29 protein-coding genes are annotated in these 26,056 nt (G+C 44.2%); 24 read left to right on the top strand and 5 right to left on the bottom strand.

Translation table 11 applies throughout. The annotated features are described in order from the left end of the window. The first annotated feature begins 16 nt into the window (after nucleotides 1–16). From AYW75_RS11950 to AYW75_RS11900, 11 genes are all read left to right on the top strand, one after another. Complete coding sequence (locus AYW75_RS11950; protein WP_067099731.1) at nucleotides 17–736, top strand: RNA polymerase sigma factor FliA; 720 nt, start codon at nucleotides 17–19, stop codon at nucleotides 734–736. Between the two features lie 57 nt (nucleotides 737–793). Further along, nucleotides 794–1,174 (top strand): chemotaxis response regulator CheY, encoded by a 381-nt coding sequence (locus AYW75_RS11945; protein WP_425643020.1) that lies wholly within the window; start codon nucleotides 794–796, stop codon nucleotides 1,172–1,174. A gap of 9 nt (nucleotides 1,175–1,183) precedes the next feature. Next, nucleotides 1,184–1,990: a protein phosphatase CheZ gene (locus AYW75_RS11940; protein ID WP_067099727.1), complete on the top strand. Its 807-nt coding sequence runs from the start codon at nucleotides 1,184–1,186 to the stop codon at nucleotides 1,988–1,990. 15 nt (nucleotides 1,991–2,005) lie between these two features. Continuing rightward, a complete protein-coding gene (locus AYW75_RS11935) occupies nucleotides 2,006–4,324 on the top strand; it encodes a chemotaxis protein CheA (RefSeq protein ID WP_067099726.1) in 2,319 nt (772 codons plus the stop codon). 21 nt (nucleotides 4,325–4,345) lie between these two features. Then, nucleotides 4,346–5,416, top strand: a complete 1,071-nt coding sequence (locus AYW75_RS11930; RefSeq protein ID WP_067099724.1) for a protein-glutamate methylesterase/protein-glutamine glutaminase — start codon at nucleotides 4,346–4,348, stop codon at nucleotides 5,414–5,416. Beyond that, nucleotides 5,416–6,153, top strand: coding sequence for a motility protein A (locus tag AYW75_RS11925; protein WP_067099722.1), 738 nt, complete (start codon nucleotides 5,416–5,418; stop codon nucleotides 6,151–6,153). Before AYW75_RS11930 ends, AYW75_RS11925 begins: the two co-directional genes overlap by 1 nt. Beyond that, the gene (locus AYW75_RS11920; RefSeq protein ID WP_067099720.1) at nucleotides 6,146–6,961 is read left to right on the top strand and encodes a flagellar motor protein MotB; all 816 of its coding nucleotides are present in this window, start codon (nucleotides 6,146–6,148) and stop codon (nucleotides 6,959–6,961) included. Before AYW75_RS11925 ends, AYW75_RS11920 begins: the two co-directional genes overlap by 8 nt. 68 nt (nucleotides 6,962–7,029) lie before the next feature. Further along, complete coding sequence (locus AYW75_RS11915) at nucleotides 7,030–7,803, top strand: ParA family protein (RefSeq protein WP_067099718.1); 774 nt, start codon at nucleotides 7,030–7,032, stop codon at nucleotides 7,801–7,803. Between the two features lie 5 nt (nucleotides 7,804–7,808). Further along, nucleotides 7,809–8,942, top strand: coding sequence for a chemotaxis protein CheW (locus tag AYW75_RS11910; RefSeq protein ID WP_082856505.1), 1,134 nt, complete (start codon nucleotides 7,809–7,811; stop codon nucleotides 8,940–8,942). A gap of 16 nt (nucleotides 8,943–8,958) precedes the next feature. Then, entirely contained in the window at nucleotides 8,959–9,453 is a 495-nt protein-coding gene (locus tag AYW75_RS11905) for a chemotaxis protein CheW (RefSeq protein ID WP_067099716.1), read from the top strand. Nucleotides 9,454–9,479: 26 nt separating this feature from the next. Beyond that, nucleotides 9,480–9,896 (top strand): DUF2802 domain-containing protein, encoded by a 417-nt coding sequence (locus tag AYW75_RS11900; RefSeq protein WP_067099714.1) that lies wholly within the window; start codon nucleotides 9,480–9,482, stop codon nucleotides 9,894–9,896. Between the two features lie 3 nt (nucleotides 9,897–9,899). On the opposite strand, the gene AYW75_RS11895 is transcribed toward AYW75_RS11900, so the two are convergent. After that, on the bottom strand, nucleotides 9,900–10,166 hold the full coding sequence (locus AYW75_RS11895) for an EscU/YscU/HrcU family type III secretion system export apparatus switch protein (RefSeq protein WP_067099712.1): 267 nt from the start codon (nucleotides 10,164–10,166) through the stop codon (nucleotides 9,900–9,902). Next, nucleotides 10,167–11,921 carry a flagellar hook-length control protein FliK gene (fliK, locus tag AYW75_RS11890; RefSeq protein ID WP_067099709.1) on the bottom strand — a complete coding sequence of 585 codons (1,755 nt, stop codon included), beginning with the start codon at nucleotides 11,919–11,921 and terminating at the stop codon, nucleotides 10,167–10,169. It lies immediately after the preceding gene. A gap of 117 nt (nucleotides 11,922–12,038) precedes the next feature. Between fliK and ccmA the strand changes: the two genes are divergently transcribed. From ccmA to AYW75_RS11830, 12 genes are all read left to right on the top strand, one after another. After that, nucleotides 12,039–12,641: a cytochrome c biogenesis heme-transporting ATPase CcmA gene (gene ccmA, locus AYW75_RS11885; protein ID WP_231886200.1), complete on the top strand. Its 603-nt coding sequence runs from the start codon at nucleotides 12,039–12,041 to the stop codon at nucleotides 12,639–12,641. Next, nucleotides 12,638–13,300 (top strand): heme exporter protein CcmB, encoded by a 663-nt coding sequence (gene ccmB / locus AYW75_RS11880; protein ID WP_067099704.1) that lies wholly within the window; start codon nucleotides 12,638–12,640, stop codon nucleotides 13,298–13,300. Before ccmA ends, ccmB begins: the two co-directional genes overlap by 4 nt. Beyond that, complete coding sequence (locus tag AYW75_RS11875) at nucleotides 13,300–14,046, top strand: heme ABC transporter permease (protein WP_067099702.1); 747 nt, start codon at nucleotides 13,300–13,302, stop codon at nucleotides 14,044–14,046. Before ccmB ends, AYW75_RS11875 begins: the two co-directional genes overlap by 1 nt. Continuing rightward, nucleotides 14,036–14,212, top strand: a complete 177-nt coding sequence (gene ccmD, locus AYW75_RS11870; protein ID WP_067099700.1) for a heme exporter protein CcmD — start codon at nucleotides 14,036–14,038, stop codon at nucleotides 14,210–14,212. The genes AYW75_RS11875 and ccmD overlap by 11 nt, the downstream gene beginning before the upstream one ends. Continuing rightward, on the top strand, nucleotides 14,213–14,644 hold the full coding sequence (gene ccmE, locus AYW75_RS11865) for a cytochrome c maturation protein CcmE (protein WP_067099698.1): 432 nt from the start codon (nucleotides 14,213–14,215) through the stop codon (nucleotides 14,642–14,644). It abuts the gene before it with no gap. Nucleotides 14,645–14,659: 15 nt separating this feature from the next. Continuing rightward, a complete protein-coding gene (locus AYW75_RS11860; RefSeq protein ID WP_067100136.1) occupies nucleotides 14,660–16,597 on the top strand; it encodes a heme lyase CcmF/NrfE family subunit in 1,938 nt (645 codons plus the stop codon). Nucleotide 16,598: 1 nt separating this feature from the next. Further along, on the top strand, nucleotides 16,599–17,105 hold the full coding sequence (locus AYW75_RS11855) for a DsbE family thiol:disulfide interchange protein (protein ID WP_067099696.1): 507 nt from the start codon (nucleotides 16,599–16,601) through the stop codon (nucleotides 17,103–17,105). After that, nucleotides 17,105–17,527: a cytochrome c-type biogenesis protein gene (locus AYW75_RS11850; RefSeq protein WP_067099695.1), complete on the top strand. Its 423-nt coding sequence runs from the start codon at nucleotides 17,105–17,107 to the stop codon at nucleotides 17,525–17,527. Before AYW75_RS11855 ends, AYW75_RS11850 begins: the two co-directional genes overlap by 1 nt. After that, the gene (gene ccmI, locus AYW75_RS11845; RefSeq protein ID WP_082856504.1) at nucleotides 17,524–18,702 is read left to right on the top strand and encodes a c-type cytochrome biogenesis protein CcmI; all 1,179 of its coding nucleotides are present in this window, start codon (nucleotides 17,524–17,526) and stop codon (nucleotides 18,700–18,702) included. Before AYW75_RS11850 ends, ccmI begins: the two co-directional genes overlap by 4 nt. A 66-nt stretch (nucleotides 18,703–18,768) precedes the next feature. Next, complete coding sequence (gene zipA, locus AYW75_RS11840; RefSeq protein WP_067099693.1) at nucleotides 18,769–19,836, top strand: cell division protein ZipA; 1,068 nt, start codon at nucleotides 18,769–18,771, stop codon at nucleotides 19,834–19,836. Between the two features lie 68 nt (nucleotides 19,837–19,904). Continuing rightward, a complete protein-coding gene (gene ligA, locus AYW75_RS11835) occupies nucleotides 19,905–21,941 on the top strand; it encodes an NAD-dependent DNA ligase LigA (RefSeq protein ID WP_067099691.1) in 2,037 nt (678 codons plus the stop codon). Then, the gene (locus tag AYW75_RS11830; RefSeq protein ID WP_067099689.1) at nucleotides 21,941–22,171 is read left to right on the top strand and encodes a YheU family protein; all 231 of its coding nucleotides are present in this window, start codon (nucleotides 21,941–21,943) and stop codon (nucleotides 22,169–22,171) included. The genes ligA and AYW75_RS11830 overlap by 1 nt, the downstream gene beginning before the upstream one ends. Nucleotides 22,172–22,249: 78 nt before the next feature. Here the strand turns inward: AYW75_RS11830 and cysE are convergent, their stop codons facing one another. Then, on the bottom strand, nucleotides 22,250–23,056 hold the full coding sequence (gene cysE / locus AYW75_RS11825; RefSeq protein ID WP_139084472.1) for a serine O-acetyltransferase: 807 nt from the start codon (nucleotides 23,054–23,056) through the stop codon (nucleotides 22,250–22,252). Nucleotides 23,057–23,172: 116 nt separating this feature from the next. On the opposite strand from cysE, the gene AYW75_RS11820 reads away from it, so the two are divergent. Further along, nucleotides 23,173–23,502: a hypothetical protein gene (locus AYW75_RS11820; protein ID WP_067030694.1), complete on the top strand. Its 330-nt coding sequence runs from the start codon at nucleotides 23,173–23,175 to the stop codon at nucleotides 23,500–23,502. A gap of 18 nt (nucleotides 23,503–23,520) precedes the next feature. Here AYW75_RS11820 and mnmC read toward each other — a convergent pair whose 3' ends face one another. Further along, nucleotides 23,521–25,467 carry a bifunctional tRNA (5-methylaminomethyl-2-thiouridine)(34)-methyltransferase MnmD/FAD-dependent 5-carboxymethylaminomethyl-2-thiouridine(34) oxidoreductase MnmC gene (gene mnmC, locus AYW75_RS11815; RefSeq protein ID WP_067099687.1) on the bottom strand — a complete coding sequence of 649 codons (1,947 nt, stop codon included), beginning with the start codon at nucleotides 25,465–25,467 and terminating at the stop codon, nucleotides 23,521–23,523. Then, nucleotides 25,457–26,008, bottom strand: coding sequence for a peptidylprolyl isomerase (locus tag AYW75_RS11810; protein ID WP_067099685.1), 552 nt, complete (start codon nucleotides 26,006–26,008; stop codon nucleotides 25,457–25,459). Before AYW75_RS11810 ends, mnmC begins: the two co-directional genes overlap by 11 nt. Nucleotides 26,009–26,056: the final 48 nt, after the last annotated feature.

Raw genomic sequence — 26,056 nt, 5'->3', positions numbered from 1 at the left:
CGAAGATGGATGTAGCATGTATACAAAGAAGGCGACGTTATCGATTGATGCGATTGTACTGAAGTATGATTCTCTTGTGAAAAAAATCGCCTATCATCTGCTTGCAAGATTACCAAGTAGTGTTGATATTGATGATTTGATTCAAGCTGGGATGATGGGGCTCATTGAAGCCCATAAGCGATTCGAATCGACTAAAGGCGCTTCATTTGAAACATACGCAGGAATTCGAATTCGTGGCTCTATGATGGATGAGGTGCGTAAAAGTGATTGGGCGCCACGTTCAGTAAGACGAAACAGCAGAGCGGTGGCAAGCGCCATTCGTGAAGTAGAGTTACTCAGCGGGCGTGAGGCAACTGATCTAGAAGTTGCTGCCCATATGGACATTGGTATTGACGAATATCATGAAATTTTACATTCCTCTATGTCGACCCAATTGTTTAGTTATGAGGAAATGTTGGACAGCGAAACAGGTAGCCATGAGCTTGATATTAAAGTAGATGGTCATAGCAGCCAACCAGATCATTTAGTAGAGGAAGCAGGATTTCAAGTAAATCTGGCTCAAGAGATTGATCGATTGCCAGAGCGCGAGAAGTTAGTTCTCTCTCTATATTACAATGATGAATTGAATTTAAAAGAAATTGGCGCTGTATTGGGCGTTAGTGAATCACGTGTCAGTCAAATACACAGTCAAGCAGCGATGCGTCTACGCTCTCGACTGACAGATTGGCAGGATTAATTACTATGATAGAAATGACTTTACCTAAGGGTTGTGGAGGTTGCATTGGATAAAAATATGAAAATCCTGATTGTTGATGATTTCTCAACGATGAGACGTATCATCAAAAATCTACTGAGGGATTTGGGATTTACCAATACAGTCGAAGCGGATGATGGAACGACTGCACTGCCTATTCTTCAAACAGGCACAATTGATTTTCTTGTGACTGACTGGAATATGCCTGGGATGACAGGTATTGAGTTGCTTCGCGCTGTTCGTGCTGACGAGAAATTAAAAACTACCCCAGTTTTAATGGTAACTGCGGAAGCTAAACGAGACCAGATTATCGCGGCTGCTCAGGCTGGCGTAAATGGCTATGTTGTTAAGCCTTTTACAGCAGTGGCCTTGAAGGAAAAGATTGAAAAGATTTTCGAACGTATTGATTCCGCAAAATAGGGGTTGTAAATGTCTAGTGAAAACGAGTCAAAACTTGGAGAGTTCGAAGCTGTTGTAAAAGATGGTGCCGTAGACTTGCTCAATAAAATTGAAGTCGGTGACTTTAGTGGTGCGATCAAGATCATCCAAGAGTTAAGCGAGGCTCGCCATAATAGCTTTTACAATGAAGTTGGTTATCTAACACGTAGTTTACACGATGCGATTCGTGATTTTCAGCTAGATTCAGTGGAAATGATGGTCCAAAGCGGTGCCGGCTCAACGGATGCAGACAGTGATTCTCCAACGCGTATAACGGATGCATCAGATCGATTAAATTATGTAATCGAAATGACCAGCTCTGCAGCAAATAAAACCATGGATATGGTTGATAGTAGTGTGCCAGTCGCAAGTGAACTGCAAAACCAAGCAAAAGCATTACATAAAGATTGGAGTCGGTTAATACAGAGAGATCTGACACCACAAGAATTTCGTGATTTGTATAAACGAATTGATGTGTTCTTAAAGTATACCGATGAAAGTGCCACAACCTTGCATAACAATCTTAATACCATACTGTTAGAACAAGGTTACCAAGACCTAACAGGACAAGTTATTACACGAGTTAACGAACTGATACGTGACGTAGAGGAACGTTTAGTCCATCTTGTATCTGTTGCGGGTCGAGTTGATAGTATCTCTGGTATGGAGCATGAGGCAGAGAACAAGGAACGTGATGACGATCGAGGCCACGGGCCCGCGATTAATAAGAATGATAACCCTGAAGTACTGAATAACCAAGATGAAGTCGACGATCTTCTTTCGAGTCTTGGTTTTTAATAGGAGCTGCTGCGGATGAGTTTCGAGGTTGATGAAGAAATTCTACAGGATTTTTTAGTAGAAGCTGGAGAAATCCTGGAACAGCTCTCAGAGCAATTAGTGGATTTGGAACAAAATCCGGAAGATACGGGACTATTGAATGCAATATTCCGTGGGTTCCACACAGTTAAAGGTGGTGCTGGATTTTTACAGCTAACCGCGCTTGTTGACTGTTGTCACTATGCAGAAAACGTCTTTGACATATTACGTAACCACCAGCGTAAAGTCGATTCGGAGTTGATGGACGTTGTACTGCAAGCTCTAGATGCTGTGAATGAAATGTTTGAAACTGTTCGTTCAGGTGGTGACCCTGAACCTGCTGACCCTCAAATTATTGAGTCTTTGAGTTTCTATGCTAAGCCGCCGTCTGAAGATGAATTGAATGACGATTCAGATGACGAGGATGCTGAAGAAGATAACGTTGAAGATGATGTGGATTCTGAGATTAGCGAGCCAGCCGCAGATTCTGATCATGAGGATATCTCAGACGATGAGTTCGAGTCTTTGCTAAGTGCCTTAGGTTCCTCCGATACACCGTCTGAGGAGCCACAAGCCGGCAGTGCTGAACCTGATTCAGATGAGATCACTGAAGACGAGTTCGATGCGTTACTAGATCAGTTGCATGGCGGCAGTGCTCCCGGTATTGAGGCTGCTCAGCGCGATAGCGCACCAATTGATGAGCCTACTCCTACAAGCGGTTCAGACTCTGATGATATTACAGAAGATGAGTTTGAAGCATTGTTAGATCAACTGCACGGTGGCAGTGCTCCAGGTATCACTGAAGAAGAAACTAAACCAGCTGAAAAGTCAGCCCCAGAACCTCCTAAAAGTGATGCTGCTCCAAATTCATCGGAATCAGATCTTATTACAGAAGACGAATTTGAGCAGCTTCTTGATAGTTTGCATGGAAAAGGACAGAGCCCTAAAGAAGATGTAGCTGCTCCAAAAGCCGACTCAAAAACTGCTCCGCAACCTGAAACGAAAGAAAAAGCTAAAACTGCTAAGCCAGAACCTGAAAAGAAAGCTACGAAACCGAAAGCCGCTCCTAAAAAAGCACCAGCACCTGCTCCTAAGCCTGAAGCTGCTGATGCCGAGGCCAAAGAGAAATCTCAGCATGCGCCAGTTGTTCAAGAAACAACAGTACGAGTTGATACTAAACGTCTCGATGACATTATGAACATGGTAGGTGAGCTGGTATTGGTTCGTAACCGCCTAGTTCGCTTAGGTCTTCAGAGTGACGACGAGTCTATGAGTAAAGCCGTTGCTAACTTAGATGTAGTGACAGGTGATTTACAAAATGCTGTTATGAAAACACGGATGCAGCCAATCAAGAAAGTGTTTGGCCGCTTCCCTCGAGTTGTTCGTGACTTGGCTCGTAATCTGAAAAAAGAAGTGAATTTAGAGCTTCGGGGTGAAGATACCGATCTAGATAAAAACTTAGTTGAGGCCTTGGCTGATCCCTTGGTCCACTTAGTGCGAAACTCTGTAGATCATGGTGTAGAGGCACCAGACGTGCGGGAAGCCAAGGGCAAACCGCGTGTAGGTCACGTTATTCTATCTGCTGAGCAAGAAGGCGATCATATCTTACTGTCTATTGATGATGATGGTGCAGGTATGGATGCGGATGTATTGCGTCGTAAAGCAGTAGAAAAAGGCTTGATGGATACAGATGCCGCAGAACGACTTTCTGACGATGAAGCGTTTAACTTGATATTTGCGCCAGGTTTCTCAACCAAGGTTGAGATCACCGATGTATCGGGCCGTGGTGTTGGTATGGATGTTGTGAAAACGAAGATCTCGCAGTTGAACGGTACGTTAGAGATTAAATCCGTTTTAGGTCAGGGGTCTCGTTTCAGCATCAAAGTACCATTGACTCTAGCCATTATGCCAACTTTGATGGTTATGCTGAATGATCAGGCATTTGCCTTCCCTCTTGTCAGTGTTAATGAAATTTTCCATTTAAATCTTAACAAAACAAATATTGTAGATGGTCAGCAGGTTGTGGTTATTCGAGGTAAAACCTTGCCGATCTTCCATCTGAAAAACTGGCTGATTAAAGGTGCTGCATTCGACGAGAAACCGGCAGAAGCACATGTTGTCGTGGTTCAAGTGGGCATGAACGAAGTCGGCTTTGTTGTTGACCAATTAGTTGGACAAGAAGAGGTGGTTATCAAACCACTAGGCAGAATGCTGCAAGGTACGCCTGGTATGGCGGGTGCCACTATCACTGGTGATGGTCGTATTGCAATCATTCTTGATGTGCCAAGTATGCTGAAGAGCTATGCTTCACGCTAGACAAGTTACAGGAGCTGTATTATGCCAGTGAAGGTGCTGGTCGTTGATGACTCGGGATTCTTCCGACGTCGTCTAGTAGAAATATTTAGTGCTGATCCTCGCTTGCAAGTGGTCGGGACAGCCAATAATGGCAAGGAAGCTGTTGATAAGGTCAAAGCACTGTCTCCTGATGTTGTGACGATGGATTATGAAATGCCTGTTCTGGATGGCATTTCGGCTGTTTCTGAAATTATGAAAAGTAAGCCAACACCTGTGCTTATGTTCTCCTCGCTGACCCATGAAGGTGCTCGAGTAACACTTGATGCGCTTGAAGCTGGAGCTGTCGACTTCATGCCGAAAAACTTTGAGGATATATCTCGAGATTCGGCAGTCGTTAAGCATACCTTAGTAGAGCGAGTTTTAACGGTTGCTAGAACTAGAACCGGTGGTGTTTCTAAGCCTATTGCAAGAGCTGCAACCAAGGTTGCACCTCGACCGATTGTTGTGAGTGGTGATCGAGGCGTCATTATTCCACGCGCCCGTAAGAAAGTGAGTTTGGTTGCTATTGGTACATCTACAGGCGGTCCCATGGCACTGCAAGCTGTTCTATCAAAATTGCCAAAAGACTTTTCCGCGCCATTAGTATTGGTTCAGCATATGCCTGCAGCTTTTACTCATGCGTTTGCTGAGCGGTTAAATAATATTTGTCAGATTACCGTTAAAGAAGCCGAAGATGGCGATAAACTTCAACCAGGTGTGGCTTTGCTTGCTCCAGGCGGAAAACAAATGATGGTTGACCCTCGTAACGGTGGGTGTGTTCGCATTCTTGAAGGTGATGAGCGGTTGAATTATAAACCTTCTGTTGATGTCACTTTTGGGTCAGCTTCAAAATGTTATCCAGGAAAAGTATTGTCAGTTGTTATGACTGGGATGGGCGCAGATGGTCGTGAAGGTGCTCGGATGTTGAAAAATTCTGGCTCTCGTGTTTGGATTCAGAGTGAAGACTCTTGTGTGATTTATGGTATGCCTCAAGCTGTTGAAAAAGCGGATTTAGCAGACGATGTGATTCATTTAGATCACATTGGCGAGCGAATTGTTAAAGAGGTTGGTTAGTGGATTTTTTAACGCTAGGTGGATTGATTGTTGCTTTTGCATCGGTATTCCTAGCGAATTGGCTAGGAGGGGGGGAGGTTGTTTTATTGCTTAACCTTCCTTCAGCTATTATCGTTGTTGTTGGAAGCCTAGGTGCTGCCTTAGCGCAAAGTAGCCTCCACGAAGCTGTATCTGCATTACGCATGCTTTCTTGGTCATTGTTCCCTCCTGTTTTTGATCTCAGTGGTAATCGTCGTACGCTAAATCAATTGGCTCATAAAGCCAGACGCTTTTCAATTATTGCTTTGGAAAACGATGTTCAGTCGCTAAATAATGAATTTGCAATTCGAGCGATGCAAATGGCTGTTGATGGTGCAGATCCAGAACTTCTTTCTGATCGATTACATGACGAAGCAGAGCGTATTCGAGATCGCCGCGGTATCTATATTAGCTTTCTAGAGTCAATTGGCGGTTATGCTCCAACGCTTGGTATTATGGGGTCTGTATTAGGCTTGATACAAGCTATGGCTAATCTCGACAGTCCCGAGGCCTTAGGACACGGTATTGCGGTTGCTTTTGTCTCAACGCTGTATGGACAAGGTTTTGCTAATCTAGTGATTTTTCCTATTTGCCGTAAACTGTATCGTTATGCAGATCTTGAATTACTTAATAATCAAATGTTTATTGATGGTATTCATGGAATAGCAATTGGTAAACATCCGCAACGACTTGATTTGGAATTGAGTGGTTATGAGTAATGGTAACCGACGCCGGCGAAAATCGCGTAGTCGGGGGGGGCAGGATGCTCCACATCAAGATCGTTGGATACTCTCCTACGCAGACTTTATAACACTTCTTTTCGCTTTTTTTGTGGCTCTTTATTCAATTTCATTAAAAGAAGCAGGCAATGAAAAGGTGTTAAGTGAAACATTGAACGGTGTGTTTGATGCGGTACAAAAGTCGATAAAACCGATTAATATTGGTGATCCGGTTTCTGGGCAACCTGAAAGTGAGCGATTACTAGAAGTTGTTCCTGATGATCAATCTGAAGCTGAAAATGCTCCTAGCGAAGTCGAGGGCAAAAGTCCGCTTTATGACGCTCTTAATGAGTCAATTAATTCTCAATTTCCGGTTCTTCAGTCATCAGGCCAAGTGTCTATAACTGAAGATGCTAATTGGATTTCCTTAGATATGAAGTCATCACTTGTATTTGACCAAGGAGACTTTGAGCTAACTAATGAAGCAGCTGCTTTGATGATCGTAATTTCCAATATATTACGATCTTATCCCGCTCCAATCATGGTGCTTGGCAATACCGATGATTTACCTACAAACTCCACTCGAATTCCTTCTAATTGGCATCTCTCAAGTCTCCGTGCGGCCTCTGTTGTTGATGAGCTCGTATATCGTGGAATAGACCCTAAACTGTTGGCCCCTATCGGCTTTTCGAGTGAAAACCCGCAGGTTCGTAATAGCAACGACTTTGCGAGAGCACAAAATCGACGAGTAACGTTAAAAATCAGCAAGCGTCAGGCGGATAACTTGCATGATTACTTGTTTAACTAGCGAGTTAATGTATATGATTGTGTTGCAATAATTACGTAAATTTCTTGCATAACATCTAAGGGGTCGGTGTGCACATTTGGGCGGTGGCAAATCAAAAGGGTGGCGTGGGGAAAACCACAACAGTTGTTAGTTTATCCGGCTTACTGGCGGATGCTGGCCATCGTGTATTAATGATCGATCTTGATCCCCATGGTTCATTGACTAGTTATTTTCGCTTTGACCCTGATTCCATTGAGCACAGTGGTTATGATCTATTTCAAGTAAGTGGCAAGATCCCAGAAGAGTTACCGCGTTCTGTTATTTTAGAAACAGGGCATCCTAATTTATCTTTAATTCCTGCATCAACCGCGCTTGCGACATTAGAGAGACATGCCCAAGCACAAGGTGGCATGGGGTTAGTTATTTCAAAAACGCTTGCCATACTATGGGATGATTACGATTATGTTTTAATCGATAGTCCTCCAGTGTTGGGGGTGTTGATGATTAATGCGCTAGCGGCTTGTCAGCAGCTGGTGATTCCTGTGCAAACGGAATTTCTAGCAATTAAAGGCTTAGAGCGAATGATACGCACCTTGACCATGATCAATAGAGCTAGAAAAAGACCTGTTCCTTATACGATTGTGCCAACGCTATTTGATCGTAGGACCCAAGCATCTAATAAAAGCTTACGTAGTTTGAAAGATTTGTATGAAGACGCAGTATGGCATTCTGTCATTCCAGTAGATACCAAGCTACGAGATGCGAGTACAGCAGGAGTTGCCCCCTCTGCACTGGATGCTAACGCTCGAGGTGTGAAAGCTTACGCCAGTTTGATGGATACTTTACTGAATCCATCCGGTTAAGAAGAATGAAAGATACTAAAACGAAAGACTATACATTAAATGGCCCGCAACAAGCGTTGCAGAGCTATTTAAACGACTTATTACAGGAATCGACTTTCTCGGAGCCTGAGCGAGCTGAACCTGCTAAGCAAGAAGAAAAGTTAGAAAATACCCAAAGCGCTATTGAAGATAATAGCTCTGTTGAAGAAGTCTCTGAGAAAAGCTTTGATAAGCCTGAAAGCGTTGGGTTAGAAACATCATTTGAAATGGAGCCGTATGATTCAAGTGGAATAGATTACCAAGTGTTAGATGCATCATTTGCTGACTTTGAAACGGCGATTCAAACCATCCAAGCGGATTATGAACCGCCTGTATTACAAGAAGCTGAGATCCAAACTTGGGACATTGAATCTGATCTTGCCAGTCTTGCGAACGAATCATTTGAAGAAGTAGAGCAAGAGCAAGACGTTCTTTTAGATGACATTGAAGCTGCTCAAGACGAAAGTGCATTTGTAGAAGAGGTAGCAACTGAAACAGAGTTGTTAGATGATACTCTAATAGAAGACACTATTGAGCCAGAGCCAGAGCCAGAGTCAGAGCCAGAGCCAGAGCCAGAGCCAGAGCCAGAGCCAGAGCCAGAGCCAGAGCCAGAGCCAGAGCCATCTAGGTTTATAGCGAAAACAGAGCCGCTACCTTGGGCTCAAAGTCGTTTTGAATGCCTGTTATTTTATGTTGGTGCTTTAAAAATTGCTGTGCCATTGGTTGAATTAGGTGGTATTTACCAATCGAGCGATGAGAAGCTCACAGAAATCTTTGGTCAACCTCAATGGTTCATGGGCATGGCCAATGTTGGTGAGCATAACATTCGTACGGTTGATACAGCACGGTGGGTAATGCCGAATCACTATGAAGGTGAGCTCAAAGAACACTTTAAATTTGTGATTCAACTAGACCGCTCGGATTGGGGCTTAGCCTGTGAGAAAGTTGCAGAAGCAATCTCGCTGGAACCGTCTCAAGTGAAGTGGCGTTCGGATCGAAGTCGACGTCCATGGTTAGCCGGTACGGTAATTGACCATATGTGCGCTATATTAGATGTACAGGGGTTTATCGAATTACTGGAAGACCCAGATAACGGTTTTCGTAAACATTTGAAAGATTAAGCTTGTGGAGGTCGTGATGTCGACAAGTATCGCTTTAAAAAATGAAGTTAAAGAAAACGATGATCCAATGCTTCAATGGGTAACATTCCGCCTTGAAAACGAGACTTATGGCGTCAATGTAATGCAAGTGAAAGAAGTGTTGCGTTACTTAGAAATAGCGCCTGTTCCAGGTGCGCCTTCTTTTGTGTTAGGTATCATTCATCTTCGTGGTACCGTTGTTACGGTGATCGATACCTGCCAGCGTTTCGACTTAGTCTCAGGTGAGATCTCAGACGCAACACGTATTATGATTCTTGAGGTAGGCGGCCATGTGATCGGTATCTTAGTGGATGCCGTTTCTGAAGTAGTTTATCTACGACAGTCTGAAATTGAAGTATCGCCAAGTGTTGGTAATGATGAATCTTCCAAATTTATTCAAGGTGTCTGTCATAAAAATGATACTTTGTTGATTCTTGTAGATTTAGATAAAATGCTTTCTGAAGATGAGTGGAGCGAAATCGCTTCTATTTAGAAAAAGCGAGTTTCAAAAGGCGATTAATGGAATCTCAATGGGTTTTTAACTTTTTGCTAGTGCTACAGTTTTTAATTCTTGTAGCGTTAGCAGTGTGGGCATTTCGCCTTTCTCGAAAACTGAAGAAATTTGAACGCTCAGCGCAAGACGCAGAGCAAGCACAAAAGAAACAAGTTCAAGTGTTAGCATCTGGCTCTATTGGCATGGGGCGTCGTCTGGTTGCTATAGAGAAGCGTTTAAATATGGCCGTCGAGAAACAGTCTGAACTAATATCAAAAGAAGGCAGCAGTGTCTCTTACAATCGTGCCATGGAATTGCTTGAAATGGGAGCCTCGGTGGACGACTTAGTATCCAAGTGCGGTCTGATACGAGCAGAAGCGGAGCTCATCAGTTTGTTAAAAAAAGAGTCTCGTAAAGCGCCTAGCTCTAGCCAATCTTATTAGCAATTAATTGATGCCATAGTCGCCCGATCCTTTAAGCGAATGGGAAAAGGCGATAATCTCGGCGACAGCAAGATACAGTGTCTCCGGTATTTCATCCCCCAGTTCAAGTGTTGACAAAACTTCTACTAGTTCTGGGCTCTTATGAAGCAATACATCGTTTTCTTCCGCGACACGCATAATTTGTTCAGCTAAATATCCGGTTCCTTTTGCTGTAACAGTGGGGGCACTTTGAAAATCGTATTTTAAAGCAACCGCTTTTTTAGGATTCATTTAAGTTCTCACATCTATAAGTCGTTTGTGCGATGTTTCTTGGTATTGATTAGGCTGAGCGTTTAATTTTGCTCTGAAACAATCCAAGGTTTCAATTTCGACATCTCTTCCTCTTAGGTTTGCTCTTAGATCATCTAATCGCTCACGAATCATTTGCTCAGTATTGGCCTCTTCCACAGCAAAAAGAACACCCACTTTTTTATCCTGCACACTGGCACGTGCTTCAAATCGCCCTGTTTCTTCAAATTCAAACTTTAATTGAACAAGCCAGCGGCGTTTATGAGGTTCTTGGGTTTCGTTATCAGAGTCATCCTTATCAATGCGTAAATTGACGATGGATGTCGATTGTCCGTCTTTAATTGGTATTTCAACGGTTAACGGCAAAATAGAACCGTCTTGTTGAGCACTTTCTATTAGGTGCCTTACTTGGCTAGTTGTAATGCGTTCAATCGCTCCAGCCACCATACTCAGTGCTTGTTGTGGGCTATTGATAGAAAGGTTGTTAGTAGTTGGCGCTACTTTTGATAACTCATTATTTACGCCTTCTAAACGAGAAAGATTAAGCTTCAAATCAGAGACCAAATTCGCTTGTTTAGCGAGGTTGTTTTCGCTAAACAAGCCAGAATTTTGAATCGCTTGTTTTATGCCATCGCCTGATTGGGTCAAACTTTGGATATTTGGTAGTTGCTTAATCAGCTGATCAATTGCAGACGATAGCTTCTCAGGAAGTGCTGTGGTGTTTTGAGCTTGCGACAAGGTACTTAATTGTCGGATAAGCGAGATAAACTCTTGGGGCGTTACTTGTTTAGGCAGAGTTTGTTTAAGGCCTTCCGTTAGGGTAGCGGCTGTAGTGTTAGTGCGTTCTGTGGGGTACAGCTGTAATTGCCCTTGCTTATCAACGATGACGTTGAGCGTATCGCCAGGTTTAAGAGGGTGTTTGGTCGTTAATGTAAACTGCTCTTCCCCATCACTGACTATTGCGGAGTAATTAACTTGTGGTGAATTAAGGGATGAGGTTTGAAGTTGGGTTGCATTTTGTATACTTGCTGGCGCGATCGAATTTATTGGTGACGTTGTCGTATTTTTTACCGTGGCAGTAGGCGCATTTTGAACCGAAATTGAAGGCGCTTTATCGGTCATAGCATTATTAGCTCCACTAGGTTGCGCAAGCTCTGCATTACTGCTTATTACGGTGAGCGTAATTGGACGACTCGCAATGGCCACTTGAGCGACGGTTTTAGCTTGTTGGATGGCTGAAGAATTCGCTGCTTGGTAGGTCGTTGCTGGCGGTGACGGTTTTGCTGTCAACGTTTGCTGTGTAGGCGCTGAATTTTGTTGCGTATTACTACTAGTGGATGTTGAACTTGATGGCGATGTTTGAGTCGAATGTGGCGAGTTTGAGGTGGGTGTTTGATTGTATGTTGATGAGTCTTTGGTTGCTACGTTTACCATCAATGTAACCTGATTGCCCGTAACATTGATGGTGCCTTTATCCCCGGCGTGTAAATTAGGCGAAGGCTTATCGTTGATTAAGGTGAGTTGTTGTTGGTTGTTGCGCGTCACACCGATAAGTTGACTATTGCCGGAAGCGGTCTGAGCATTCTTCACCGAAGTTATTTGAACGGATTGCATGCCTTCGATCAATTTCAATTCGCTGTTCAGTTTGGCGATCGTTCCAATAGACGAAGTTGCGGACGATTGGCTAGAGGCGGGTTTTCCTGCCCCAGAAACAAGCGAATTTATGTCCGTGATCATGCTTTCACCACCCTTTCTTTCTGAAAACCTAGAAATATATTTTATAATAGGCGCTAATTTAGAGACGTGCTCTAACTCATTTATCGGCCTGTACGAGTATTTCTTTTGCGAAAAACAGTGAAATTAGACATAAAGAACCTGTCAATCGAGCGTGGTGAACGAGATTTATGCTGTGAATTATCGTTCTCAGTGCAAAGTGGTGATTTGATTAGAATTGCAGGTGAAAATGGCGCTGGCAAAAGCTCTTTGATGAAAGCCATTTTAGGCTGGGTGCCAATTGAAGACGGTGAATTAATTTATAACGGCGAAGATGTCACACAGCATCGTGATATGTTGCTTCAGGATCAATTGTACCTCGGTCATACGCCAGGCATAAAAAATGTATTTACGGCATTGGAAAATTTAAAGTTGTACTGCCCTGATAAAAGCGATCGACAACTTGAACAAGCCCTCGAAGAGGTTCAACTTTTTGCGTTTGCTGACATCCCTGCTGCACAGCTATCGGCAGGCCAAAAGCGTCGGATTGCCTTAGCTCGCCTTTGGCTAACAGATAAATCCTTGTGGTTTTTGGACGAACCATTTACGGCCCTCGATGTTAAAGGGGTTTCTGTATTAGAAGAAAAAATGGCAGCGCATTTATCAGAAGGAGGGGCTGTGGTGATCACTACCCATCAACCGTTATTGCACCTATCTCCTAAGGTTATTGAGTTATCGGTATGAATTATCGTTCCTACTTTAAATCAGAGTGGCTGTCCTTATTGCGTAGAAAACAAGATACGCTTAATGCGCTGTTGTTTTTTGTCATGGTCATTACGTTGTTTCCTTTAGGTGTTGACCCTAGCTCTGAATTTCTTTCACCTGCGGCTGGCGGCATTATTTGGTGTGCGACGGCTTTAGCCATTCTGATGGCGGTAGAAGGAATGTACAAAGAAGACTATAACGACGGCTCTTTAGAGCAATGGCTGGCGAGCGGTTTATCGATTTCTATTTTGGTGTTTTTAAAGGTATTTGCTCAGTGGGTCATGGTCGTGGTGCCGCTATTGTTGGTGTTACCTTTATTGGCTCAGATGTTGTTTCTTCCTGCCTCAGCACTCGGTGTGGTGATGTGGTCGATTCTGCTTGGCACGCCAGCGCTCTTTTTCATTGGATCAATTGGTGCCGCGTTGACAGTTTCTCTTCGCCGTGGCGCTGTGTTGATGCTGTTGTTGATCTTACCTTTATACATCCCCGTGATTGTTTTTGCGACTGGTGCGGTACGCGCAGCACAAATGGAAATGGCTTACAGCGGTCAGCTAGCTATTTTAGGGGCAATATCGTTAGTCGCTTTGGCTTTGTCGCCAATTATGGCGGCGGTTTCAATTAGAGCGAGTGTAAATTAATGAATTGGACATGGTTTCATAAACTTGGCTCACCAAAATGGTTTTACCAGTGGGCCAGCAACTGGGGTGGCCGATGTGTCTATGTGGGACTGGCATTATTGTTAGTTGGCGTTGTTTGGGGACTAGGCTTTGCGCCGCAGGATTACCAGCAGGGCAATAGTTTTCGCATTATTTATATTCATGTTCCTGTCGCTGTTTTGGCACAAAGCTGCTATCTAGCGATGGGCATCGCAGGCTTTGTCTCATTGGTGTGGCAAATGAAGTTAGCGCCTGTGTTTATCAAATCTGTTGCGCCTGTCGGCGCCATTATGGCGCTGATTGCATTGGTGTCAGGGGCAATTTGGGGCAAACCAACTTGGGGAACATGGTGGGTATGGGATGCGCGTCTTACGTCTGTTCTCGTACTGTTTTTACTTTACATGGGCGTTATGGCGATTCAAAACGCATTAGACGATCAAGTGTTTGCCGATAAAGCTGTGGCAGTTGTAAGCCTCGTTGGGGTGATTAATTTGCCAATTATTAAGTATTCAGTGGAATGGTGGAATACCCTTCATCAGCCCGCTACGTTTAAGCTGACTGAGAAACCCTCTATGCCGATGGAAATGTGGTTGCCATTGTTGTTCTCTGCGATAGGTCTGTATTTGTTTGCGGCAGGTGTTTCGATGTGGCGTATGCAGACCGAAGTGTTAATGCGCGAGCGTAAAGCCAATTGGGTGAAAAAAGAGGTATTGGAACATGGCATTTGAGTCCATTTCAGCATTTTTACAAATGGGAACCCATGGGCTTTACGTATGGTCTACCTATGGCATTAGTGCCTTGGCGTTAGTTGGGTTATTTTTCTCAACTCGCCATCACAATAAGCTGTTGAAAAAGCAGTTAAAAAAACGTTACCAGAGGGAGCAGAGCCGTTAAATGCATCCAGTTCGAAAGAAACGCATAGTGACCATCAGTGTTATTTTAGTTGTGTTAGCGACGGCTATTGGGTTGGTGATGTATGCCCTGTCGCAAAATATAAACCTGTTTTATTCACCGACTCAGGTTGAAGCAGGGGAAGCGCCACAAGGTGTCACGTTGCGGGCAGGTGGTATGGTCGTAGAGAACAGTGTTGAACGCGCTTCCGATAGCTTGAACGTTGCGTTTCGCGTAACAGATTACAAACACTCACTGCGCATTGAATACAAGGGCATTCTGCCCGATTTGTTTCGAGAAGGGCAGGGCATTGTGGCACAAGGTAAGCTTGATGAGCGTGGTGTGTTGATCGCCAGTGAAGTGCTTGCAAAGCATGATGAAGAGTATATGCCACCAGAAGTGTCGGCGGCTCTAGAACAATCCAAGGCGCAATAGGAAATTGACATGATGATGCTTCCAGAGATCGGGCATTATGCTTTGATCCTCGCAATGATGTTTGCTTTGGCATTGGCGGTACTGCCAATGGTTGGTTACCTTCAGAGAAACGCTATTTTACTGGTCACAGCAAAGCCTTTGACGTATTTGATGGCAACACTGACATGCACCAGCTTTGTTATTTTAGCCATTGCGTTTGCGCAAGATGACTTTTCTATTCTGTATGTCAGCCAGCATTCTAATAGCTTATTACCAATTTGGTACAAAATCAGTGCCGTTTGGGGAGGGCATGAAGGGTCGTTGTTACTATGGATTACAATTCTATGCATCTGGGCGGCCACCTTAGCGTATAAAAGTGACTCGTTACCAAACAGCACAGGTCCTGTGGTTCTGAGTGTTTTAGGCATTGTAGCAACGGGGTTTCTGGCGTTTATTCTGTTTACTTCCTCGCCCTTTATTCGTTTGTTACCTGATACGCCGGCTGATGGTGTTGACCTTAACCCTCTGCTGCAAGACATAGGTTTAATTGTTCATCCACCCATGTTGTATATGGGTTATGTAGGTTTCTCAGTGGCGTTTGCGTTTGCTATTGCAGCTTTGATTACGGGTAATTTAAACGCCTCATGGGCACGTTGGGCACGACCGTGGACCAATGTTTCTTGGGCATTTTTAACCCTTGGTATTGCTTTAGGAAGCTGGTGGGCATACTACGAATTAGGTTGGGGCGGTTGGTGGTTTTGGGATCCGGTTGAAAATGCGTCGCTTATGCCTTGGCTAGCGGGTACCGCGTTGATCCATTCTTTAGCGGTGGCGGAAAAGCGAGGGGTTTTCAAAAGCTGGACGGTATTACTGGCGATCTTTACGTTTAGTTTGTCTTTGCTCGGTACATTTCTGGTTCGTTCTGGTGTGCTAACGTCGGTGCATGCGTTTGCCGCCGATCCGACTCGTGGTGTATTCATTTTAGCTTTGTTGGTGCTTATTATTGGCAGCAGCTTATTACTGTACGCGTTGCGCGCTTCGCAGGTGAAATCTCAGGTTAGTTTTGGCTTAACTGGGCGAGAGTCATGGTTACTGATTAATAATATTCTATTGACAATACTGACACTGACAGTGTTGCTTGGCACCTTGTACCCGTTGATATTCGATGCCTTAAATTTAGGTAAAATATCGGTAGGCGCGCCGTATTTTAATGCGGTGTTTAGTCCTATAGCCTTGCTGCTTATTGTATTTATGGGTATAGCGCCATTGTCTAAGTGGCATAATACGAAAGGTGCGTTATTGTGGCGTGCATCGGCTCTTCCTGCTGTTTTAGCCGTGTCCTTATCAGCCTTTGTGTTTACGTTCCATAGTTTTGACTGGTACATGTGGCTAAGTTTTGCGATTGCATTGTGGCTATTCTTTATGTGTGTTCGCGATTGGTTGGATAAAGTGTTATCTAAGCGTCAATCGATCTGGACTCGTGCCCGCAAGTTGCCGCGACATTATTACGGGATGCAGTTAGCACACCTTGGGGTCGCTGTGAGCTTAGTTGGCGTGATCTTTGTGAGTTTGAACAGTACCGAAGCAGTTGTACGTATGGCTCCCGGTGAGCGGGTTATGGTGGGTGATTATGAATTTGAATTTTTGGGGACGCGGCATGTCGAAGGACCCAACTATACAGCGGATACCGCTGTAATTAATGTGTACCAAGACGGGCAATCTGTGGCGCAAATGCTACCGCAGAAACGCTTATACCAAGCTCGTCGTCAAATGATGACAGAGGCTGCGTTGAATCCAGGTTTTACCCGCGATCTTTACATATCTCTAGGTGAGCCTTTAGACAATGGTGCTTGGGGCGTTCGAATTTATATTAAATCCTTTGTACGTTGGATTTGGCTGGGCGGTATTTTAATGATGGCAGGTGGTTTATTGGCTGCTTGGGATAAGCGTTATCGTCGCAAAACAGGAGCTTAACATGAAAAAATTATTGTTCTTTATTCCTCTTATTGCCTTTATTGCTTTAGGTGTAGTGTTTTATCAGCAATTGGGCAAAGACACTGAGTACATGCCTTCTGCATTAGTTGGTCAACCTATGCCAGAGTTTAAACTCGTCGATATGGCTTCTGATTCAGTGGTTTCCAATGAGGCAATGCCGGATGAACCTTACTTACTGAATTTTTGGGCTACTTGGTGTCCTTCATGCAGTGCTGAACATGCCTATCTAGGTGAGCTTGCAGAGCAAGGCGTAAATATTGTGGGTATTGATTATAAAGATGAAACACCTGCAGCAAAGCAGTGGCTTGTCGAACGTGGCAACCCATATTCATTGGTTCTATTGGATGAAATGGGTAAGTTTGGCGTCGACATGGGGATTACAGGCGCGCCTGAAACGTTCGTTGTCAGCGCGACGGGTAAAATTCTCTATCGCCATCAAGGTGTCGTTAATGAAGAGGTTTGGCAGACCCTAAAGGAATACATGTAATGATTGGACGTTGCCTAGCATCCTTGCTGGTAGTATTGGCTACTTGGAGCAGTACGTCCATTGCAAATGACGTTTTAGCATTTGACGCGCCTGAACAGCAGCAACGTTATCGTATATTGATAGAAGAGTTGCGTTGCCCAAAATGTCAGAATCAGAATTTGGAAGATTCTAATGCTGGCATCGCCATCGATTTGCGTAATCAAGTCTACAAAATGATCAATGATGGTCAGTCTAATGAGCAGATTATTGACTACATGGTAGCGCGTTACGGCGAGTTTGTTTTGTATCGTCCAGTACATAACGCGAGTACTGCTTTATTGTGGTATGGGCCATTTGCTTTAGTGGTCATTGGTACATTGATCTTTGTTTTGGTGATTGTCAGAAACAAACGGCATCAATCGAAAAAGGATAGTGAGTCATGATGATGGCATGGTTGGTGATGGTCTCTCTGACCGTAGTGAGTTTATTGTATTTCGTGCGCTTCATTTTGCGTCATCGTGGAGCATTTTCGAATGAAGATGCAGGGCAAACGTTTCTAGCGATTCGTAAAAGCGAAGTAGAAGAAGAGCGTAATGCTGGACGGTTAACGGACAGTGAGGCTGAGCAACTGCATGACGATATTGTTAGTGAAGCCAATTATATAAATAATCATGGCAATCTAACGTTACATACAAAAACGCGTTTAGCTCGTACTTTGTTAGCCGCCATGGTGGCGGTCGTGTTAGTTGGCTCGGTGGCTTTATATCATCATCTAGGTTTTGCGCCGGATGTGGCATTTACGCAAAAAATGATAGACAGTAGTGCGGATGAAAAAGACATTTCAGAATTTTTAAACTATCGAGTGGCACGCTACGACCGAGCAGAAGATTGGTATTATTTAGCCAGTGAACAAGTGCTGGCGCAAAATTACATAGAAGCCATTGCGTCATACCGTCAGGTATTAAAAAAATTAGCCCCAGATTCTGAGGAGCGTATTAATGTTAAAGTAGAGCTGGCGCAAGCCATGTTTTATGCTAACAACAATACGGTGTCTTCAGAAATGCGCTATCAGGTAGAAAGCGTTTTGGCTAAAGATCCTGACAACGTTAAAGCTCTTGGTCTGCAAGGTATTGTAGATTTTGATGCCGGTGAATATAAAAACGCTATTTTGGTCTGGCAAAAAGCTATTCGCTTGGGACAAGACCGTCAAGAACGTTTCGATTTATTTTCTGGAATTGCAGCGGCACGTAAACAAGGCGGAATTAGTGAGGAGCAAGTTCCTGCGCTGATCACTCATCGGTTACAGTTACAGTTGGTGTTGGATAAAGGCACTTTGTCAGAAAACGATGTCTTCTTGGTGTATGCAAAATTGGCGAATCAACCCATGCCGGTTGCGATTCAACGCATTACCGCAACACAATTTAGTGCACCAATAGTGCTGACAAATATTGATAATTTGATGCCAGGTAAAACACTGTCTGAGGTTGAGCAAGTGGATGTTGTGGTAAAACGTTCTCGAAATGATGCTCAAGATCTCACTCAGGGACAAAAAGTTGGTTATTTATCGTCCTTACCAAGCAATAGCAGTAAGATTTTTAAGGTCAATGTATCCTTATAATTGAACTCCTCTTCGCTTAGGCTGATAATATGGGCAAATGTATTGATCTGAAGCGGATTTTTTATAATGGATTTTAGCTTGCGTGAGTGGCTAATCGTAATTGGTGTCATCATTATCATCGGCATATTGGTTGATGGATATCGTCGCTACCGCAAATCCCAAGCGGTAAGTACGTTTGATGACTCACATTATGATGACCCTGAAGAACGTAAAAAAGAAGCATTATTGCGTCGTGAGCTTCCTAATGGTGGCGCCCGTCCTGTTGGCCATCAAGAGGAACACACCGACCCAGTAATGAATGCCTTCGAGAATGCTCGAAAAACAGCTCGCAGTCCGTTAACGGATTTGCCTCATAAAGTGGATGCAGGGCCTGAATTGGATCGAAATGACCAATTCGAGTTAGATGAGTTGGCTTCGTTAGTTCCGAACCGATTTGATGAGCAGCCAAATCAAGAAATCAATAGAGAACATGATTACGGCAATGTACTTTATGATGGCTATGATGATCTACGAGGTAGTGTCCCGTATACTGAGACAGGTGTTGATCTGGAGGATAACCACGAGCCGTACTCTGAGCTAGACGATGATGTTGAGGTTGATCTTGAGCGTGATTATTCAAGCGTCAATTTAGATCAATCGTCTCACCTTTCGCCAATGTCTGAGTCAGTTGAAGACGACGATGAAGAAGCGGAAATCGAAGAAGTCATCGTGATTAATGTCTTTTCTCCAGAAGATGAACCGTTTGCTGGTATGGAGCTGCTTCAGCTGGTTCTAAATTGTGGTATGCGTTACGGAGACATGGATATTTTCCATCGTCACGAAGAAGGTTTTGATAAAGGTAAAATTCAGTTTTCTATGGCCAATGCCATCGAGCCTGGCACGTTTGATCTGGATACTATGGGTGAAACCGATTGCCCAGGCGTGAGTTTCTTCATGGGCCTACCTGGGCCGAAGAACAGCATGAAAGCCTACGACTTTATGTTGGAAACGGCACAAACCCTAGTGCGAAACCTAGGAGGAGAGTTACGTGACGAGCGTCGCGAACCTATGAGCGATCAAACCATTGCTCATTGTCGCCAGCGTATCAAAGATTTTGAGCGCAGGCAGTTGACTAAGAAAATACGTAACTCTTAGCCCATCTATTTTCATAAGGCCCCTATAGGGGCCTTTATTCTTTCTATCAGTACCTGTTTGAGAACACTATGAGCGACCATCAAGCCTTTACCTTAGAAAACCTAAAAGCGTTGACCAATCAACTAAATGACTATAGCTACGCTTATCATGTAAAGGATGAACCATTAGTACCGGATGCAGAATATGATCGCTGCTATCGGGAGTTACAGAAAATTGAAGTGAAACATCCAGAATGGATACAACCCGATTCACCCACTCAGAGAGTTGGTGAAAAGCCTGATAATGGTTTCTCTTCCGTCCTTCATACTGTGCCTATGTTATCGCTGGATAATGCCTTTGATAATGACAGTATGGTGGACTTTGATGAGCGTATTCAGAAGCTGTCGGGCAAAGCATCGATTACTTATTGCTGTGAACCTAAATTAGACGGATTGGCCATCAGTTTACGTTATGAAGATGGGCATTTGGTACGCGGCCTTACCCGTGGCGATGGCTTGACGGGCGAAGATATCACCTCGAATATTAAAACGATCTATTCAGTACCTTTAAAACTGCGGACTGAAACACCGCCACCTGTACTTGAGGTTCGTGGTGAGATTTACATGCCGAAAGCTGGTTTTGAAAAGCTCAATCAAATAGCGGCTGAAAAAGGCGAGAAGGCGTTTGTTAATCCGCGTAATGCGGCGGCTGGTAGCTTACGTCAGCTAGATCCTAAAGTGACAGCTGCGCGGCCTTTGGTGCTCTGCGCGTACAGTATTGGTTATGCGGAAGGCTGGTCGCAGCCAGACAGTCATTACGACGGGCTGCTACAGTTATCGGAGTGGGGCTTTAAAGTGAACGATTTAATGTCTCGCGTAGAGGGTGTTCAAGGTTGCTTGGATTACTTTGCTCAGCTTTCAGAGCAACGTGATGGCCTAAGTTATGATATCGATGGGATTGTCTATAAGGTCGACAGCATTGCGCAACAAAAACAGCTTGGGTTTGTTGCGCGGGCACCGCGTTGGGCGATTGCACGTAAGTTTCCTGCTCAAGAAGAAGTGACACAGATCTTAGGCGTTGATTTTCAAGTCGGTCGAACGGGCGCCATTACGCCAGTCGCGCGCTTACAGCCTACTTTTGTAGGCGGTGTTACGGTGTCTAATGCAACACTGCATAATCAAGATGAGATGGACCGTCTAGGTGTTAAGGTGAATGATTGGGTGGTCATTCGTCGTGCTGGTGATGTTATCCCACAAGTCGTGCAAGTGATTGAAGAGCGTCGTCCTGATGATGCGCAAGAGATTCAGTTCCCAACCCAATGCCCGGTATGTGAGTCAGATATTGAGCGTGTTGAAGGTGAGGCTGTTCAGCGCTGTACCGGCGGCTTAGTGTGTGGTGCTCAGTTGAAGGAGCGTCTAAAGCACTTCGTATCGCGTAAGGCCATGGATATAGACGGTCTGGGTGATAAGCTGATTGAACAGTTGGTCGAAGCAAAGTTGGTGGCAACGCCCGTAGATATCTATTTGCTCAAAGATAAGCCTGCGCGTCTATTAGCTATGGAGCGTATGGGGGACAAGTCGGTTGAGAAGCTACTTGATGCCATCGAAGCTTCAAAACAAACCTTGTTCAATCGCTTTGTCTATTCCCTTGGTATTCGCGAAGTAGGTGAAGCAACGGCACGCACCGTCACACAGTATTTCGGAACTCTTGAAAAACTGATGACGGCAACGGAAGAAAACTTGATTGAAGTGGAAGACGTTGGACCAATTGTTGCTCAGCACATTCGCATGTTCTTTGATCAGGAAGACAACGTTGCAACAGTACAAGGGCTATTAGAGCAAGGCATTACATGGCAATCAGAAGACGCTGATGAGGTTGGCGAGCAGCCTTTAGAAGGTAAAATCTACGTTGTCACCGGAACTTTAACGCGTTATTCGCGGGACCAAGTCAAAGACATGCTGATTAAGTTAGGTGCGAAAGTCAGTGGCTCTGTGTCGGGTAAGACTGATTGTTTGGTGGCTGGCGAAAAAGCTGGCTCTAAACTGACTAAGGCGCAGTCGCTTGAGGTGCCTGTAATGGATGAAGAAGCCTTACATGAAATGTTGATAACGTTAGGGGCGGTATAATGGATACGTTGATCCCGTTTGATTCTTTAGATTCTGACACTCTAAATAATGTGCTCAACGACATTGTTTCCCGTGATGGCACAGACTATGGAGAATATGATTTATCAACCGAACAGAAACGCGAACAAGCGCTTCGCTCATTAAAAAGTGGTGAAGCGGTATTGCTGTTTGATACGGAAAGCGAAACGATACAGTTGGTGTCGAAACAGGCTGTGCAGCAACGCTATTAGTTCAGTTAATAAGATCAGACATTGAAAAAGGGCTATTTAAGCCCTTTTTCAATGTCTAGCGAGCTTGGCAACCAAACGCTATTCTTTGATACAGCCACCGATGGTGTGATCCATTTCGCGGGAAGGTTCTTTCTCTTTATTGCGACCAACCACTTTCGCAGGGACGCCAGCCACAGTCGTATGTGGTTCTACTTGGTCTAAGACCACGCTGTTGGCACCTACTTTTGCGCCTTCGCCCACTTCGATGTTGCCTAGAATTTTGGCACCCGCACCGATTAATACGCCTGAGCGGATTTTCGGGTGACGGTCACCGGTTTCTTTACCGGTACCACCTAAGGTAACAGATTGTAGAATCGAGACATTATCCTCAATCACACAGGTTTCACCGACCACTAAACCTGATGCGTGGTCTAGCATGACGCCACAGCCAATACGTGCAGCAGGGTGTATATCAACCCCAAACACCATGGACATTTGCCCTTGAAGGTACAGCGCTAAGCTTTCGCGACCTTGCTTCCAGAGCCAGTTAGCAACGCGGTAGGTTTGCAGTGCATGGAAACCTTTGAAGAAAAGCAACGGCGTCGTCAAGCAGTCGCAGGCTGCATCACGTTCTTTTATGGATAATATATCCTGCTTAATACAGTCGACAATGTTTGAATGGTTGTCGGACATTGCTTCTTCAAAAACCTCTCGCAAAACCATTGCGGGAATGGAAATACTATCAAGCTTGCTGGCTAGTAAAAAACTTAAAGCAGAACTAAGAGAATCATGACGAAGTATGGTTGTATTAAAATAACTTGCCAAAATAGGTTCATCTTGTGCTAGTTTTTCAGCTTCAGCTTGTAACGATGGCCACAAGTTGTCAGATGTCACGTCTGATTGGATTGTAGTACTCAAAATCAATTTACCTGCATTTTTTCGTGGCTAGAGTGTGGTTATGGGGGTAGCATCTACCAATACAAGGGTGAATGTAAACAGAATGCTCGTTTTATGGAGACACTATGAGTCAAAAAACCGTATCTGATGCGTTACATATATTTTACGAACTAAATAGCGCTTTGTCTGATGCATATTGGGAAACAAATGATATAAACAGCAAGGATTTGTTTTTCGCTATGAAATCCATGCTTCAGGACGAGCTTGATGAACTACACAAGTTGAGTATCCAAGATCATATCTATCCCTATGAGCCAATCAACCCTGGCGTAGGACAGTTAAGTGATAAGTTAAGAGACCTTCATCCCTTAATGGGGTCGATTGTTTTGCGACCAAAAACATATCGTAATTTAGACGATTTAATTCCAAATGCCTGTAACTTATTTGAAATCTGATCGTAAAAGAGGAGGAGCCTAAGCTTCTCCTCTTTTTAATTGCCTTATAGAAAAACGATTGGGGTGCAACGCTTCAATAATACTTTGCTCAAGTGGCGCCATTTCATTAGCAATCAAACTGCTTAGGTACTGAGCACACAATGGTGCACTGACAAGACCTCGTGAACCATGTCCAGTATTGATATATAAGCCAGGGATTGCTTCGGATTCAGTGTCTGTTTGCCATTTCGCATTCTTTCTAAGAGGAGCGTAATGCTCAATTAGGCTTTGATGTGAACTGACTGGCCCAACAATCGGAGTGTAGTCCGTTACCGTACAGCGCATACCAACCCTGCCAGAGCACTCCTCTAAAGGGATTTTCTGTACATCAATTGATAGGAGTGCCTGTAATTTTTGTAAATTTTCCTGATGGCTTTTTTCAGAGACTTCAGTATTCTCACTGCCTAAATCATAGGTAGCGCCAAAATTTAAATGGCCGCCCAGCTCAGGGGAAACATAACCATCCGCACACAATACATGTTGCAATTGATCAGCCCGAGTACGGTCATCGTCTGATAAGACTTCCACTGCCAATTGTGTTACTTGGCCTCGAATCGGTTTGGTTGGCCAAGATTGCCAATCAGTTAAGACTTCTAAATGATTCGCTGTACAAAATACGACGTGGGAATAGAGTGTTTGCTCTTCTTCGCTGCTTGCTATAAAACCATTTTTGATGCGCTCAAGTTTCGTCAATGGTTTGTTAAGTGACACGTTTATCTTGTCATGTGTCAACAGGTGTTCGCACATCACTTTAGGGCGAACCCAGCCAGATAACGGTAAATGCAGTCCTTCGGGATGGTTTGCTAACACGCATTTAGGATAAAGTTTGTCTGCTAAAATCTTTTCGAATTTGACGTGTTCGGTTGCGTCTTTAGGCAATTGTAGTAAACCACACTGTTGCCAAGCGGGTTCAGTTGTTTTTTGTTGTTGATAAAAACGTTGAGCAAATAAATACGCACTTAAATAGAAACGATTTAAAGGCTTATCCGACGCACTTAGCTTGGGGTATAGCATACCTTGCTCATTACCTGAGCCGCCGTTAGCGATCTCGCTGTCTTGTTCCCAAACATCCACTTCTATGCCTTTATAGGCAAGCGTAGAGGCGGTTGTGGCACCCGCTATCCCAGAGCCAATGACTAATACCTTTGAAAGAGGCGTTGAGTGGCGGACATTAAACCAAGGTTTGCCTAATGCGGAGGAAGGTCCTTGTTCTGATTCAAACGTGCCGACCATCATTTCACGTTTGTGGCCAAACCCTTTGACCTTTTGAACATCAAAACCATGGGATTTAAGCCCGCGGCGGACAATACCCGCTGCTGTAAACGTTGCAAACGTTGTCCCTGTGTGGCTTAAACGCTGGATATTTTGAAACAGTTCTTCACTCCACATCTCTGGATTTTTGCTGGGTGCAAATCCGTCTAGAAACCAAGCATCAACACGACCATTAAGCGCTTGGAAGCCAGCACTGGCTTCACCAAACCAAAGTGTTAAGGTCGTTCTGTATTCAGGGAATTCAACAACATGAAGGCCATAACAAAGCGTTGGATAACGTTCGCAAAGTCGCTCAGCAAGATGATTTAAGCTTGGCCACATAACCAGTGATTGGGCAAGCTTGTCTTTATCTAAAGGAAACTTTTCAACCGAGACAAAGTGTAGCCATCCGTCATCGCTTGACTCCAAGAACTGTTGCCAAGCACACAAAAAGTTAAGCCCAGTACCAAACCCTGTTTCGGCAATGGTAAAACATTGGTGTTCTTGCAATTGTTGACAGCGCGAGGCGATATGGTTGTGCTGAAGAAACACGTAACGTGTTTCTTCAATTCCTGCATCCTTGTCGAAATAGACATCATCAAATGTGCTAGAGCGAGGTACGCCATCGTCGCCGAAGTTGAGCGCAGGCAGTTCAAGTCGATAACTAGTTAACACGCGTAATTTTCTCGATAGTGACAGGCGTGGTGGGAACGTTCTGATAAGGTCCAACCGTACGCGTTGGTACTTTAGCAATGTCATCGACCACGTCTAAGCCAGAAATGACATCACCAAATACAGCGTAGCCTGCGCGGCCTTGAGCACCATGATTTAAGAATTCATTATCAACAAGGTTAATAAAAAATTGAGATGTTGCACTGTTTGGGTCATTGGTACGAGCCATGGCAAGTGTGCCACGGTAATTGTATAAGTCGTTATCACCTTCGTAGGCGATTGCGCGATGTGTTTTTTGACGATCTAGGTCTTTATCAAAGCCTCCGCCTTGTACCATAAAGCCTTTGATGACGCGATGAAAAATCAGACCTTCGTAAAAGCCTTCATCGACATAGCGTAAAAAGTTTTTCACAGTTTGCGGAGCTTCCTGTTCTTTCAGGTCGACGCGGATGGTGCCAAGATTGGTTTGGATATCCACTTCGGTAGCGAAGCTAGGTAGGCTTAGGGTGGTTAAGAGTAAGCCAGCGAATAAACTTTTTTTCATGGAAGTCTTCCTTATAAGCAATTTGCCCATAATACTAGGGGGTTCGTA

It is taken from the genome of Marinomonas atlantica (assembly GCF_001639725.1).
Taxonomy (GTDB): domain Bacteria; phylum Pseudomonadota; class Gammaproteobacteria; order Pseudomonadales; family Marinomonadaceae; genus Marinomonas; species Marinomonas atlantica.
The sequence above is the reverse complement of the archived record's forward strand: the minus strand, read 5'-3'. Positions and strand labels throughout refer to the sequence as shown.

Coding starts and splice junctions, on each gene's coding strand:
- ccmD (WP_067099700.1), top strand. CDS start 14,036: ATGGCATTTGAGTCCATTTCAGCATTTTTACAAATGGGAACCCATGGG.
- AYW75_RS11875 (WP_067099702.1), top strand. CDS start 13,300: ATGAATTGGACATGGTTTCATAAACTTGGCTCACCAAAATGGTTTTAC.
- AYW75_RS11935 (WP_067099726.1), top strand. CDS start 2,006: ATGAGTTTCGAGGTTGATGAAGAAATTCTACAGGATTTTTTAGTAGAA.
- AYW75_RS11820 (WP_067030694.1), top strand. CDS start 23,173: ATGAGTCAAAAAACCGTATCTGATGCGTTACATATATTTTACGAACTA.
- AYW75_RS11945 (WP_425643020.1), top strand. CDS start 794: ATGAAAATCCTGATTGTTGATGATTTCTCAACGATGAGACGTATCATC.
- AYW75_RS11930 (WP_067099724.1), top strand. CDS start 4,346: ATGCCAGTGAAGGTGCTGGTCGTTGATGACTCGGGATTCTTCCGACGT.
- AYW75_RS11850 (WP_067099695.1), top strand. CDS start 17,105: ATGATTGGACGTTGCCTAGCATCCTTGCTGGTAGTATTGGCTACTTGG.
- AYW75_RS11860 (WP_067100136.1), top strand. CDS start 14,660: ATGCTTCCAGAGATCGGGCATTATGCTTTGATCCTCGCAATGATGTTT.
- AYW75_RS11855 (WP_067099696.1), top strand. CDS start 16,599: ATGAAAAAATTATTGTTCTTTATTCCTCTTATTGCCTTTATTGCTTTA.
- fliK (WP_067099709.1), bottom strand. CDS start 11,921: ATGATCACGGACATAAATTCGCTTGTTTCTGGGGCAGGAAAACCCGCC.
- AYW75_RS11910 (WP_082856505.1), top strand. CDS start 7,809: ATGAAAGATACTAAAACGAAAGACTATACATTAAATGGCCCGCAACAA.
- zipA (WP_067099693.1), top strand. CDS start 18,769: ATGGATTTTAGCTTGCGTGAGTGGCTAATCGTAATTGGTGTCATCATT.
- ccmB (WP_067099704.1), top strand. CDS start 12,638: ATGAATTATCGTTCCTACTTTAAATCAGAGTGGCTGTCCTTATTGCGT.
- AYW75_RS11950 (WP_067099731.1), top strand. CDS start 17: ATGTATACAAAGAAGGCGACGTTATCGATTGATGCGATTGTACTGAAG.
- AYW75_RS11830 (WP_067099689.1), top strand. CDS start 21,941: ATGGATACGTTGATCCCGTTTGATTCTTTAGATTCTGACACTCTAAAT.
- AYW75_RS11895 (WP_067099712.1), bottom strand. CDS start 10,166: ATGAATCCTAAAAAAGCGGTTGCTTTAAAATACGATTTTCAAAGTGCC.
- AYW75_RS11905 (WP_067099716.1), top strand. CDS start 8,959: ATGTCGACAAGTATCGCTTTAAAAAATGAAGTTAAAGAAAACGATGAT.
- AYW75_RS11920 (WP_067099720.1), top strand. CDS start 6,146: ATGAGTAATGGTAACCGACGCCGGCGAAAATCGCGTAGTCGGGGGGGG.
- ccmE (WP_067099698.1), top strand. CDS start 14,213: ATGCATCCAGTTCGAAAGAAACGCATAGTGACCATCAGTGTTATTTTA.
- ccmI (WP_082856504.1), top strand. CDS start 17,524: ATGATGATGGCATGGTTGGTGATGGTCTCTCTGACCGTAGTGAGTTTA.
- AYW75_RS11940 (WP_067099727.1), top strand. CDS start 1,184: ATGTCTAGTGAAAACGAGTCAAAACTTGGAGAGTTCGAAGCTGTTGTA.
- AYW75_RS11900 (WP_067099714.1), top strand. CDS start 9,480: ATGGAATCTCAATGGGTTTTTAACTTTTTGCTAGTGCTACAGTTTTTA.
- AYW75_RS11810 (WP_067099685.1), bottom strand. CDS start 26,008: ATGAAAAAAAGTTTATTCGCTGGCTTACTCTTAACCACCCTAAGCCTA.
- ligA (WP_067099691.1), top strand. CDS start 19,905: ATGAGCGACCATCAAGCCTTTACCTTAGAAAACCTAAAAGCGTTGACC.